Origin of the sequence: Mucilaginibacter sp. (assembly GCF_965277465.1) — a bacterium.
Lineage (GTDB): Bacteria > Bacteroidota > Bacteroidia > Sphingobacteriales > Sphingobacteriaceae > Mucilaginibacter.
Genome location: NZ_CBDICW010000001.1, coordinates 1,224,672 through 1,237,610 on the forward strand (window position 1 = coordinate 1,224,672; position 12,939 = coordinate 1,237,610).

A 12,939-nucleotide genomic window follows, 5' to 3' on the forward strand; every position below is an offset into this window, starting at 1 on the left:
GTTTCAAATTGATCTAATAGTTGATCAGTTTTTTGATCCTGTTCTTTATTCGTTGTTTGATAGAAAGCGGAACTATTTTGAAGTAGTAAAGCAATTTTGAGTAGGCGTTAAGGTTTATAGAGGATTGGTAGACTAACGGAAATTCGGACAGGTAGATATCCTGCTCCAAATCTTCATTACCGCCATGCGTACCGCTGCCATCAAAACCAATATTTTTAGTTAATGATTTGGTAGGAAACACGCCCACGCCGTTATTGATAAATGCGGTGTAGTACCAACGCAGATCCCAGGTGTTCATGTATTTAAGCATGCTGAAATGATTGGTGCTGCCAAAATTGAACCGGCTCCTTAACATCCAGTTATCTTCCAGCGCATCAACATATTTGGGCTCCGTTTCAAACTTTGCCCACCTGTCGGCCCAGGTAGCCCATCCCCACGAGCTTGTAGCCAGCGGGCACAAAAACGTAGTTGGCTCCGTTTCAAAATCAATGGGGAACATAAATGCATTAATTGAAAAAACGCTTTTAGTATCCCCGTACATTTTCAACCCGTCATTACAATATTTCAAAAAGTAGGGCGAGGTTATTATGTCGTCCTCTAAAACTACCACCTTACCATGCTTTTGAACAATCTGGGTAACGCCATCAATAACGTTATCCTCCAGGTTCATATTAGTTTCACGGATGATGAGCGTTACTTCTTTACACCATTTTTTTTCTTTAATAACGGCGCGTGTTTGCTCAATTACTTTCAGATCTTCGGCGCTTGCATTATTTTTTGCCCCATCAGCAAAAACATATAGAACAGAGTTACTGGCATACATATTTTTTTGCAATGCCTCTAAAACGCGCCGGGTATGATCGGGGCGTTTATAAATAAATAATATAATGGGGGCCAGTTCTTCAGTCATCACTTAATGGCTAATAAGGCTTTCGTTTTATTATGGTGATCAATAACTCTTTTCCTGTTTTTAAACAGGGCGCTCCATGTGCCGTAGATCTTGTTAAAAGTGATCTGTTGCTCAGCCGTGGGTTTCCCTAACGAAATAGTTTTGTAGTAGCCGAATATAAGGGTTTGTTTTAAAAGGGTTTTGGTTGCGCCTTTAAACCAATTGTCCATAATTTGTTTAATGGGGCGTTCATCATTATTTAAAATAGCAAAATAACTATTGAGCAGTACATTGGTATAGCTGAGCCAAAAACTTAACGAAACTATATAAGCTAACTTTTGCCTTTGTGCGGGTACAAAATGTTTAAATAGTAGTTTATCGTCAGCTACAATTTTATATCCGCTCAAGTAGATCATAAAGCAGATCTCTACATCCTCTCCACAGATAAGACTTGTTCCGGTACGACCTGTTGTTACCTGCTGCCAGCCATTGTTAAAAAGATCCTGAAGAATACTTTTCCTATATACCGAGCCTGCGCCATAAACCCAATGATCTTTAGCTACCCAGGTTTGCGGGCCATTTACAAAAAAGTTGGTGAAATTGGCAATCTCTTTGTTTAAAGGCTCCTGTGGTGCAAATACCGCATGTGCACCAAGCGCGCCTATTTTAGGGTCGGCACTCATTATGCCGAATGCTTTTTCAATATAATTGGGGGCAAGCCAGTTGTCGTCATCGCAGGTAAGTACGTACGCATATTTAGCGTGGTTTACACCTGTTTTAAATGCATAATTTTTTCCTGGCGTTGGCTGGTCAAGAATAGTAAAGCCTGTATGGGGAACATTATATTTAGCCCATTCCTGCCTTGCAACTTCCCTTGTATTATCCGTAGATGCATTATTAACTACAATTACTTCCCAGGGGATATTGGGAGATACCTGCTGCCCGGCAAGGTGTTTAATAGTTTCGGGTAAGCGAAGGCTGCTATTATAACAGCATAATATTACAGAGATACCCGGTTCCAATACTTAATTATTCATTTAGTTAAGATAAGCGGCATCCATCGCCTCGCTAAATTTTTCGTAACTAAAAAATTGCTGATACTTTTTATATGCATTAAGTCCGTACTCACTACGCAATGCGTCATTATTAATTAGTTTTATAATAGCCGACACATGTTCCGCTTCGTTTAGCGGCGAAACTAATAAGCCATTATAATTATCCTGGATAGATTCGGGTAAACCACCAGCATCTGATACAACGCAGGGTAAATGATTGTACATCGCCTCTAAAACAGCAATGCCATGCGTTTCATGTAAGCTTGGCTGGTAATAAATGATCGCGTTTTTTAAATAAGCTTGCGGGTTGCTAACTGCTCCTTTAAAAGTGATCCGTTCATTTTCAGGTGCTTCTTTTTTTAGTTCGTTCAATTGGGGGCCGTTACCCAGCCACATAAAATGTACATCATTATAAATTGCTGTAACCTGTTTAGCCACGTTGAACCAAAGCACAGGATTTTTATAAGCTATAACGTGGCCCATTGTAATAATATAACGGTTGCTTTTGTCCATTAAATCAGCCGGGGCAGTTAGCGTTTCTGTTTCAGTAATACAATTATAGATCACCTTTACAAAAGACTGTTTATGAGTTGCAATATCCCATTTTTCGCAAAGCAAGGCTTTGTTATTTTTTGACACGGTAATGAGTTTTTTCTTTTTCCCTAACCGGGCATTGCAGGTATAGGTAGTAAAAAAAGTAAATCTGTTTTGCGGCGTTGTATGTACTATATAATTTACCCTGATAAATGGCAGCCACAATAGGTATAAGTATTTTTCAGGCTCTACCACGTTGATGGTTACCCCGGCAAAATTGTTTTTAAGGCAAAGTATAAATATTGATGTAACAGACCTACATACTTTTAAAAACTCCTTTAGGTTTGATAATACCGATGGATAGGCTAAATGCGCATATTTGTGCAGCCCGGATAGGATCTTTATCTTAATAGTGTTTTCTTCGCCAATATTTTTAAGATATTGAAGCTGGTTTTGATCCTCTAATACCAGGATGATATTTTGATCACCGAAATATTTAATGAGCATTTTGAGGTGCGAGTTACTACCCCCAAATTCAAATAGTTTGGTGAGAATAATTTGCTTTCTCATTTAACGCTTGAATTTGCCCTCCAGTAAACAGCACATTTAAATGCCAGCTTTACATATTCCAAACTTGTAAAATAACCGCGAAATTCATTTACCATACTAAACTCAAGTAATACTTTTGGGCTGTATGATGTGGTATGCAAATAAAATGTGCGCACCAGTTCTTTCTTTTTCTTTTTGATAAAGCTTTTAAATAAGTCTGCTTTATAAAATGTCGTATTTTGATTGCTGTCGAAAAGCTTATCCAGCCAGTTCAAAACTTCTTTTAGTTTTTCAAGGCTTTTTATAGGCGTTTTTCTAACTAACAAGGTGCTTGTTTCTATATCCGTAATTGTTGATTGTGCTAAAGGGGCGCACATCATCCTAATGCGGCAACGGTCTGCATTGGCCGATTGTTTAGCCTGTTGTTTTATCGAAACCTGTTCGGCATGCGACCGGTAGGAAAGCAACACTTCGGGCAGGTTTGCCAACTTGCCTAAGGCAGAAATCCTGATCCACAGGTCATAATCCTCGGCCGCAAAAAAATCCGGGTTATAATCTAATTTATGGAAGGTTATAAAGTCTTTCCTAAACATCACCGTAGGATGACCTAAAGCGCAATAATCTAAAAAAGCGATTTTAATACTTTCGTTTACTTCCGGATTTTTAACTATTTCGTTAGAATCCATTAGCTGGTACCATGTGCCGCAAATTGCAATATCAGGATGCTCACTAAGAAAATCAACCTGCTTTTCGAGCCGGGTAGCATGGCTGATGTCGTCGCCATCCATCCTTGCTATAAATTGTCCTTTAGATATGGATAAACCAAGGTTGAGACTGTTGATAAGGCCTGAGTTTTCCTGTTTTTTGATGAAAACGATCCTTGGGTCTTGAAAACCATCAATTATACCACAAGTACCATCAGTAGAATGATCATCGATTATGATCAATTCAAAATCAGTCAGCGTTTGGGTAAGTATGCTTTTGACAGCTTCGGCCACAAAGCTTTCGCAATTATATACCGGCATAATTATACTCACCAACGGATTGATTACAGTGTTATCCAAGTATCAGGGATAATAGTCTGACTTTGTGAATTTAATTGAGGGTCACTAAACCAATTTTTTGGCGCAATAACAATTTTATCGAGTGATGGATTTAACCATGCAGCCCACCAACTGAAACTGCTGTTAGCAATAATATGATGACGGCAATAACTCATCAGCGCCATATCTTTCCAGCTATCTTCGCCCTGATTATGGTTAATATAATGTGTTGCAAGGTTGTCTGTACTTAGGTTTGCCTGCGCCCAAGCCACATCATCCGAAAATACGAAAAGCGTTAATGGGCTAAGTTTATTTTGTAAAAACTCAATAGCCTTTTGGTAATAATCAATGGGTAATACGCCGTGTATATCAGAAACCACCTTCGACTTTAAATAATCACCACGACGGATATGAATACTTACAGCATTAGGAACATCTGTAATGTTTTGATGTGCGACTTTATTCACTAAATCCAACTCCGGAAATTGAAACTCCTTAAGCAATTCCTCCCGGCAATGTTTAAAATATTCTTCAGATTGAAAGTAACCATCAAGATATAAATACTGATTATTAACCGGGTTTGGTAATGATACAAACTCATTTCCCTGTTGTTGCAACAGCCTGAAAAAACCTTTTGAAAAATATATTAAAGCTTTAAGATAAGCCGAAGGCTTTTTAAAAAGGTTGATTTGCTTTAAAGTAGCTTTGCCAGCTTTTATGTTTTTAAAAATATGGAGCTCATATTTTCTTGCCGTAAAGTGCTCAGTATCTTTAAAATTCTCATCTAAAAAACTATGGTCGAGGTAAACCTGACTTTCTTTTTTTAATAATCCCCTCGCCGCAGCATACTGAAACATCTGATTTCCTAATCCACCCTGAAGTTTAGTGAGGATCATTAGAGTACTTTGCTATAAAGAGTTTAATATCATGCAAGTCTTTATAATTGGCTTTTAGCCACTCCTCATCTTTGTCCCACCATTTGAATTTTTCTAAAAATTCAATTTCACTTTTTTCAAATCTATATTTAATAACTTGTGCCGGAGCTCCAACTACAATAGCATAAGCTGGAATGTCTTTTGTAACTATTGCTCCTGCTCCAATAATTGCACCATTATGTATGGTAATATTATCCATAATAATAGCGTTTACACCAATCCAAACATCATGACCAATGATTGTATTCCCCATTTCTTCAAAATAGTTTTTATCACTAAAAGTCATGCCATTTTGTTTAGATAATGAAAAAAAGGAAGGATGCGTGCTTACAAATACTGATGATGGATGCATGCCTAAACTTGCACTAACGCCTTGTGCAATTGAGCAGAATTTCCCAATCGAACAATTCATAAACGATACATTTTTACTTAGATACGAATAATCGCCTACTATTGTATTAAACAGGTAACAGTCTTTTCCTATTTTGCAAAACTTACCAACGCTACTTTTGTCAATGATGTAATTTAATTCTTTAGCAGGTGCATTTAGTTCTACTTTTTTTTTTTTGAAGAATTTATTAATGATTTTCTTAAAAATATAAATCACGTTTTTATAGCCTATTGATAAAGTCTTGATCGAAGAATTAAAATTGGCGGTATTTTACCATTATATCCCATGGCCCTAATCTCTTTTTTTGTTGAAATGCCATATTTTTTACATAACTGAGATAAAACTTTAAGGGCATCAAAATAATAATTGATGCCCTTAAAAAGGAAAAGTCTTTTGATTTTGTCAAATAGATAAAAATTTTCAAATATCTCTATGGTAGGGTTATTTACACAAATATCAGTTACACGTCCCTCAGCGCCAAAAGTTGTTATTAACGCTTCGTTGATGTAATTCACTCTTTTTGTTTTATTTATTACTCTGATATAAAATTCAACGTCTACCAGCCATTTTAGGTTTTTATCGAATATTTCCAAAATGTCTTTTCGGAAAATAACTGCACTTGGACTGCCAATTTTATTGCCAAAAAATAATGATGATGGACATGATCTTAATTTATCTAATTCTTCTATCGATACTTCGTGAATCCAATTTTCTCCATTATCCAGTAATACATGTGACGATGAAAATGCAATGTCAATTTTATCATCAGCTAATAGATTCACATATTTTTCTAAGCTTTCATTAGTTTTAAACCAATCGTCATGATGTAAAATTTTTATATATGTTCCATTAGCTTTCTCAATTGCCTTATTCCAGTTTTGTGGGGAGCCCAGTGGGGTTTGATTTTTAAAATAATGTAGCCGACCTTCAAAATTATATTGATCAACTAAATCTTTTACCATGAATCCGGTTGTGTCATCGGTGATAATTATCTCATAATCCTGAAATGTTTGTATTGCAATAGAGTCTAATGTTAGTTTTAAGTATTCAATTTGATTGTAGGTCGGAATACAGATTGATACTTTTGGCATTAAATACTATTAGTTTTTTGAGCAGTACATACAATAAAGTCTTTTTCAGAGTTATTTCCTATAGTGTGGGTTCTATAATTCTGATATTCAAAAGTTAATACAGTGAATCCCGCACTATTTAACCAGCTGTTTATAACCTCTTCATTAATAAAGAAAGTTAAGTGATGCCCAAGTTTAATTGCTGCTTCATCATCTTTTTGCATATATGGAGTCGAAATTATAAGTTTTCCACCTGGCTTAAGAGCTTTATTAAAAATTAGAAGCAATTTTCTTATATCCACTTCTTTAAAGTGCTCAATTGTTTCGAAAGAGATGATATTTTCAAATTCAGAATTGAAAGTTAAGTCCAAAAGATTGGCATTTATAAAATCTACGTTTTTGTTTTTTTTATATCTTTTTTTAATAGCTTGAACAACTTCTGTATTGATATCTGCACCAATTATCTTTTTTGCTTTTTTTGAAAGCATTATTGATCCATAACCTGTTCCACACGCGAAGTCGCCGCAAGTATCGTCAGGCTTAATTTTCTTTAAAGCATATTCATATCTTTTGTAATGACTTTTTTGATACATGTCCAATTTTTCATAATCAATTTCGTCAGCGAAGAAAATATCAACTCTTTCGCCTGTTCCATCAAACCGATCAGTTTTTTTTTCTAATATTTTCTTTAATTTTCTGTAAGCCCTTCTTATCATACTATTATATAATCTTTTAACTAATTTGATAATTTAATAGATCGCCAATTTAAAAAAGGTCTTACAACTCCTGGGATTGTTCCGGTATTTTCACCCCTTGTTAGGTTATTTACCGACTTATCTATCATCGTGAATGCAATTACATCAGTTTCGTGAAAATGAATTAAAAATGGGCTGTATGTTAATACCGCAATACCCATAATTATTGTGCCTTCAGCCAATAGGTTTCCGGGTACTATTACCGTTGACTCATAATAGCCTGGTACTAACGTTTCTTTAAATATTGGATCAGTAGTTTGATGGGAGTCGAATAAATTAACCCCATTGGCATTAAAAAAATTAACCGCAGGATTTAGCTTAGTTTTATTACTTTTAACTAAATAACGGAAGGTTATATTTACTTGATCTGAAATATCAAAACAATCTTTTATGTTATTTTCTGAATCATGGGCTCTTACTTCAAGCAGTCTGACAGTATCATTCCCAGGACTGTTGTTTTCGTCCCATTTTCTTAATGCTGTTGTTCCAAAATCTGCTCTAAGATAATTATCAATTATATGGTTCGTTTGGCCATATCCTTGTAAGGTGCCATTTTTTAATAAGATGGCGTGTGAGCATAATCGCATTACCGCATCCATATTATGGCTAACAAACAATACTGTTCTGCCTTCTTTGGTTGATACATCTCCCATTTTACCGAGGCACTTTTTCTGAAACTCTGCATCGCCTACGGCAAGTACCTCATCGACAATCATTATCTCGCTTTCAAGGTGGGCTGCAACTGCAAATGCAAGGCGCACATACATCCCGGATGAATATCGTTTTACTGGTGTATCTATATAGCGCTCAACGCCCGAAAAGTCAACTATCTCATCAAACTTTCTCTTAATCTCGGCTTTTCGCATGCCCAATATGGCGCCATTTAAATAAATGTTTTCTTTACCCGTTAGCTCCGGGTGAAATCCGGTACCAACTTCCAGTAAGCTGGCTATTCGTCCTTTAACTTTAATGGCTCCGGTGGTTGGCGCTGTTACACGACTCAAAATTTTAAGTAAGGTACTTTTACCTGCTCCGTTACGGCCTATAATACCTACAGCATCTCCCTGTTCTATTTCAAAATCAAGGTCTTTCAAACTCCAGATAATATCACCATTTCCTTTTTTTGCGCGGTCATTTACCTCACCGATCTTTAAAAAAGGGTCTTCTTTACCTCTTATCTTTGCCCAATAGCGCTCCAGGTCGCGGGTAATTGTCCCGGTACCAATCTCGCCTAACTGATAGGCTTTTGACAGGTTTTCTACTTTAATTGCTGCTGGCATATTTATACGGTATCAATAAAAGTACGCTCAACGCGGTTAAAAATTATAATGCCAACTAACATTATAAAAACTGTTATTATAGTAGTTATACCTAATGATAGCATGGTAAATGAACCTTTACCTAAAAACCCATATCTGAAAGCTTCGATGATAGAAGTCATGGGGTTGTAGGCTACCAGCCACTCGTATGATGGGTACTTTTTCTTAACAACAGAAAGCGGGTAGATAACAGTAGTAAGATACATCATTAGCTGTATGCCAAAAGCTATTAGGAAACTCAGATCCCGGTATTTGGTTGTTAGTGCTGATATGATCATGCCTAAACCAAGCCCCAGCATTGCCATTAATAACAATAGTATCGGGAATAAGAGTATATAAACATTAGGATGCAATGCAGTACCTTTTAACCAATATATACCCATCATTATAAAAAACAAAGTCATTTGGACACCAAAACGGATCAGGTTTGATACTACGATACTAAGAGGAACAATTAACCGTGGGAAATAAACTTTTCCAAACAGTGCAGAGTTAGCCGTAAAAACAGTTGATGTTTTTGTAAGACAATCTGAAAAGTAGTTCCAGGCAGTAATTCCGGCTAAATAAAAAAGGGGCTGTGGCAAACCGTCAGTAGGGATGGCTGCCAGGTTACCGAATATATAAGTGTAAATTATAGTTGTAAATATGGGCTGGATAAAAAACCATAAAGGCCCCAAAATAGTTTGTTTGTAAAACGAAACAAAATCGCGGCGCACCAGCAACAGCAGTAAATCACGGTAATGCCAAACATCCTTTAATTTAAGATCAAAAATATTGTTTGCCGCGGTTATCTCAAGGTCCCAGGTTTCCTTGTCTACATCACTCATTGCGTCAGTATTTTTTCTAATTTATCCATATAATCGTTTTCATTAAAATGCATCAGGCATTTTCTTTGTAACTCTTGTCGTTTTATTTCCGTCAGCGGTTTTGTCAGATGATCGGTAAGGGCTGTTTCTAATTCGTTAATGTCATCAACATTGATTGCTTTGCCAAGTTCACCGTTGCATATAGCATCAACGCTTCCATCGGCATTGCCGCAAATAACAGGTAACCCACAAGCCAGGGCCTCAATAAATACAATACCAAAACCCTCTTTTTTACTTGGCAGCACAAACATATCGGCTAATAAAAAATGGTCAACCAGTTCATGCTCCTCAATAAAGCCGGTAAGTATAACCTGCTCATCAACTTTGTAGGCCGATATTAGTTTTTGTATCCTGATCTCTTCGTCATGATCATACTGGCCAGCCAGTATGTATCTTATATCAGGAAATTGTGATTTAAGTTTACTTATCACCTTTATTACCTGATCGTGACCCTTATATTGCTCGGTAGATGCCAGGCGGGTTAGGGTGAATATTACAGGTGTTTTATCATTTAACCAGTAGCGGCTTAGTAAATGAGCCGGCTTTGTAAACGTTTCCGGTAATTTCATAAACGGATCAACAGCGTTGTTCAAAACAATACAATTTTCAGGTACTGTATTGTGCCTGCTGATCATTTGCTGGCGCGTAAAGTTGCTTACGCAAATTATTTTATCGCAGCGCTTTAAAAACATATTTTTAAATATCGATAGTGGGCGCCATACCTCAATGCCGTGCGCAATAAGCCAAATTTTGCACTTTGGGTTAATAGTTTTTATCAATAAGCCAATAATAGCTAAATTAATATGGCTTAGTATTATAATATCAGGTTTTTGAGCGGCAACCATGGTTTTTAAAACAAAACCTATGCGGTTAATTCCAAACCCCCTAAAATTTTCAGCGGGCAGATATTGCGGCATAAGGTCGTTCTTTTTATCGTAGGCCGACCACAATTTAAAATCCCAATTATTGCGCTGTGCTAAAATATTTAATGAATGAGCTAACGTTCGGGTCATTTTTTGAATGCCCCCGGTAGTACTAAACGTTTGTAAGGTATAAAGTATAACTTTTTTACTCATGCATTTGTATTTGGTAAAGCGCAAAAATTTTGGACCAGTGCATTTGGCCATTTTTGAACCTTTCAACAGCGTTTTGTGCAAATTTGCCTCTATACAAATCTTTTCTGCTTATCTCTGTATGCTGACTCATCCATTCCTGTAAAGGGAAGGTGAAGCCCATTTTGGGCCTGTTCCATGTTGCATTCGGTAAAATGTTCTTAAATGTATCAATTAATATTTTCTTAGGCTGTTTATTGTCAAATCTTATTTCGGTTGATATGCTTTCGGTAAGTTGCTGTAAGTCTTCATCTAAAAAAGGCACCCTTACTTCTAGCCCGTGGCTCATGCTCATTACATCCGTATCGCGCAGTAGCTGGTTTTGCATGTAAAGGTTAGTCTCAAACCAGGCCGCATGCTTTTCATCATAATTACCCAGGCTATTAACAGACACTTCCTCAAACAATATTTCATTTACCTGCCTTGCATCCAGGTCAAGTATTTTGGCAATATCTTCGGGTACATACAAGCCGCGCAGTAATAAATAATCAGCCAGGTGATGATCATGTGCCAGGAATGATACCTTCCGGTACTTATCAGCTTTAAAATAATTAGCCGCATTAAACAATGTTGACGGTACCTTACGCAGATACTTTAGATACCTGATCCTGTTAAAGGATGGATAGCCCCCAAAAAGCTCATCGGCGCCAACTCCAGATAAAACTGCTTTTAATCCATCTTCATGGGCATATTTACTAATAAACCAGGTGTTAATGCCATCGGTTGTTGGCATATCCATGTCACTTATAATGTGTGGAAAAAAGTTTTCAAAATCCTGCTTTTGTACAAGGTGTGCAAACTTTTCGCCGCTTATTTTATCTAATACTGCGTTTTGATAAGCCCGCTCATCGTAGGTTTTCTCATTAAAGTAAATAGATATGGTTTTAAGCTGCTGCTTTTTTTGCTCATTGGCTAATAATGAGATCAGGCTTGAATCAATACCGCCACTTAAAAATACGCCGATAGGCGCATCGGCCATCAGCTGCCGTTGTACGGCGGCTCTGAGCGCATCGTCCAATAGTTGGCGGGCAGTGTTATGGTTGGTAATAAGCTGGCCTGCAAAAACGTTGTTATTATATGGTGCAATACTATGCGTGTTGCTTTGATGATCCCACAACAGGAAATGGCCCTTTGCCAGGCTATATACATCTTTTAGTGTAGTATATGGCTCAGGGATATGTCCAAAGGCAAGGAACCTAACAGGCCAGTTGGCATCAGCATCGTTTGCTATGCCTGCTGTTTTAAAAGCACGCACCTCTGATGCAAAACTCAACTGCCCGTTATTTACATAATAATATAGCGGTTTTACACCTGTGGTATCACGCACCAGGTAGGTTTTAGCTTTGTGAGCATCATAAATTGCAAAGGCAAACATTCCCCTTAGCTTTGCAAATGCTGCAGTACCCCACTGCTTGTAAGCATTAATTATAACCTCAGTATCAGTATTTGAATGGAACTGAGCCCCTGCTTTAACAAGTTGATCCTTTAATTCAAGATAATTATAGATCTCACCATTAAACGTTATCCAAACCTTTTGCTGCGTATCAGCCATAGGTTGATGCCCGTTTTTACTCAGGTCAATAATTGATAGCCTCCTGTGTCCAAACACAAGGCCTTTACTTTCGTCGGTAAATATACCTTCATCATCAGGGCCGCCATGTTGCAGTGCATTGCACATAGTACGTACCTTCTCACTAATTTCATCAACTAATAGTCTATTTGAAATTATTCCTGCTATCCTGCACATAACTTATATTTATTCATAGCTTCGCCCGGTAAGTCACAAAAAATACTGTAACTTATTACTTATCAGTCAATTGTATTTTATATATTTTTACAATTTAATGGCTTTAAATTATAAAAAAATGCCGTCTTGCCAGCTATAAATTACTAACATTAAGCACTTATAATCTGTTTATTAAGGATGATGCCACATGTACTATTATGGAGTAGCCAAGATCATCAAGCCTAAGAACTAATTGCTTTTGTGAGCGATAGGATATTATCTCGCCTTTAAGGCCTTTCAACGGGCCTGCTTTTATCGTTATCTTTTCGCCGGGCTGTAAGTTTTCTTCTGTGATCTCTAACTCATACGAGCTGGCCATTAAAAGTTTAAGCTCCTCAATCTGGCGGCCCGGCATGGATGTTATCTTGCCCGAAAAGTAAATGAACCGTGCTATACCGGGTGTCATCAATACTTCTGTTTGCTCATACTCCCTTATGTTTACAAACAGGTACGATTTTATCAGCGGCTCTTCAACCCACTTTTTACGATCGCTCCATTGCTTAAGCTGACGGTGAAGGGGTAAATAAGCCTCAATGCCTTTATTGATTAATGCCTGGAATGCCTTTTTTTCGGCACGTGCATGCGTGTAAACCGGATACCACTTGTTGATTTCTGTACTTGATTTTAAAGCCATG

Annotated in this window: 13 protein-coding genes; all 13 read right to left on the reverse strand. The window is 37.2% G+C overall.

Going from position 1 to position 12,939, the window contains the following annotated elements; genetic code table 11:
* Positions 1-13: 13 nt before the first annotated feature.
* The 13 genes from ACQY4U_RS05655 to ACQY4U_RS05715 all read right to left on the reverse strand — a co-directional run bounded on the left by ACQY4U_RS05655 (position 14) and on the right by ACQY4U_RS05715 (position 12,938).
* Complete coding sequence (locus tag ACQY4U_RS05655) at positions 14-910, reverse strand: hypothetical protein (RefSeq protein WP_428328419.1); 897 nt, start codon at positions 908-910, stop codon at positions 14-16.
* Positions 910-1,911 carry a glycosyltransferase gene (locus tag ACQY4U_RS05660; RefSeq protein ID WP_428328420.1) on the reverse strand — a complete coding sequence of 334 codons (1,002 nt, stop codon included), beginning with the start codon at positions 1,909-1,911 and terminating at the stop codon, positions 910-912. The genes ACQY4U_RS05655 and ACQY4U_RS05660 overlap by 1 nt, the downstream gene beginning before the upstream one ends.
* Before the next feature lie 15 nt (positions 1,912-1,926).
* Positions 1,927-3,048: a glycosyltransferase family 4 protein gene (locus tag ACQY4U_RS05665; protein WP_428328421.1), complete on the reverse strand. Its 1,122-nt coding sequence runs from the start codon at positions 3,046-3,048 to the stop codon at positions 1,927-1,929.
* The gene (locus ACQY4U_RS05670) at positions 3,045-4,091 is read right to left on the reverse strand and encodes a glycosyltransferase family 2 protein (protein WP_428328422.1); all 1,047 of its coding nucleotides are present in this window, start codon (positions 4,089-4,091) and stop codon (positions 3,045-3,047) included. Before ACQY4U_RS05670 ends, ACQY4U_RS05665 begins: the two co-directional genes overlap by 4 nt.
* Positions 4,076-4,966, reverse strand: a complete 891-nt coding sequence (locus tag ACQY4U_RS05675) for an alpha-1,2-fucosyltransferase (RefSeq protein WP_428328423.1) — start codon at positions 4,964-4,966, stop codon at positions 4,076-4,078. The genes ACQY4U_RS05670 and ACQY4U_RS05675 overlap by 16 nt, the downstream gene beginning before the upstream one ends.
* Positions 4,953-5,612 carry a CatB-related O-acetyltransferase gene (locus ACQY4U_RS05680; RefSeq protein ID WP_428328424.1) on the reverse strand — a complete coding sequence of 220 codons (660 nt, stop codon included), beginning with the start codon at positions 5,610-5,612 and terminating at the stop codon, positions 4,953-4,955. Before ACQY4U_RS05680 ends, ACQY4U_RS05675 begins: the two co-directional genes overlap by 14 nt.
* Positions 5,613-5,623: 11 nt before the next feature.
* Complete coding sequence (locus ACQY4U_RS05685; RefSeq protein ID WP_428328425.1) at positions 5,624-6,487, reverse strand: glycosyltransferase family 2 protein; 864 nt, start codon at positions 6,485-6,487, stop codon at positions 5,624-5,626.
* Positions 6,487-7,182 (reverse strand): class I SAM-dependent methyltransferase, encoded by a 696-nt coding sequence (locus ACQY4U_RS05690; protein ID WP_428328426.1) that lies wholly within the window; start codon positions 7,180-7,182, stop codon positions 6,487-6,489. Before ACQY4U_RS05690 ends, ACQY4U_RS05685 begins: the two co-directional genes overlap by 1 nt.
* A gap of 20 nt (positions 7,183-7,202) precedes the next feature.
* On the reverse strand, positions 7,203-8,501 hold the full coding sequence (locus tag ACQY4U_RS05695; protein ID WP_428328427.1) for an ABC transporter ATP-binding protein: 1,299 nt from the start codon (positions 8,499-8,501) through the stop codon (positions 7,203-7,205).
* A 2-nt stretch (positions 8,502-8,503) separates the two neighbouring features.
* On the reverse strand, positions 8,504-9,367 hold the full coding sequence (locus ACQY4U_RS05700; RefSeq protein WP_428328428.1) for an ABC transporter permease: 864 nt from the start codon (positions 9,365-9,367) through the stop codon (positions 8,504-8,506).
* Entirely contained in the window at positions 9,364-10,482 is a 1,119-nt protein-coding gene (locus ACQY4U_RS05705; protein WP_428328429.1) for a glycosyltransferase family 4 protein, read from the reverse strand. The genes ACQY4U_RS05700 and ACQY4U_RS05705 overlap by 4 nt, the downstream gene beginning before the upstream one ends.
* On the reverse strand, positions 10,475-12,265 hold the full coding sequence (gene asnB, locus ACQY4U_RS05710; protein WP_428328430.1) for an asparagine synthase (glutamine-hydrolyzing): 1,791 nt from the start codon (positions 12,263-12,265) through the stop codon (positions 10,475-10,477). The genes ACQY4U_RS05705 and asnB overlap by 8 nt, the downstream gene beginning before the upstream one ends.
* Positions 12,266-12,422: 157 nt before the next feature.
* Positions 12,423-12,938, reverse strand: coding sequence for a UpxY family transcription antiterminator (locus tag ACQY4U_RS05715; protein ID WP_428328431.1), 516 nt, complete (start codon positions 12,936-12,938; stop codon positions 12,423-12,425).
* Position 12,939: the final 1 nt, after the last annotated feature.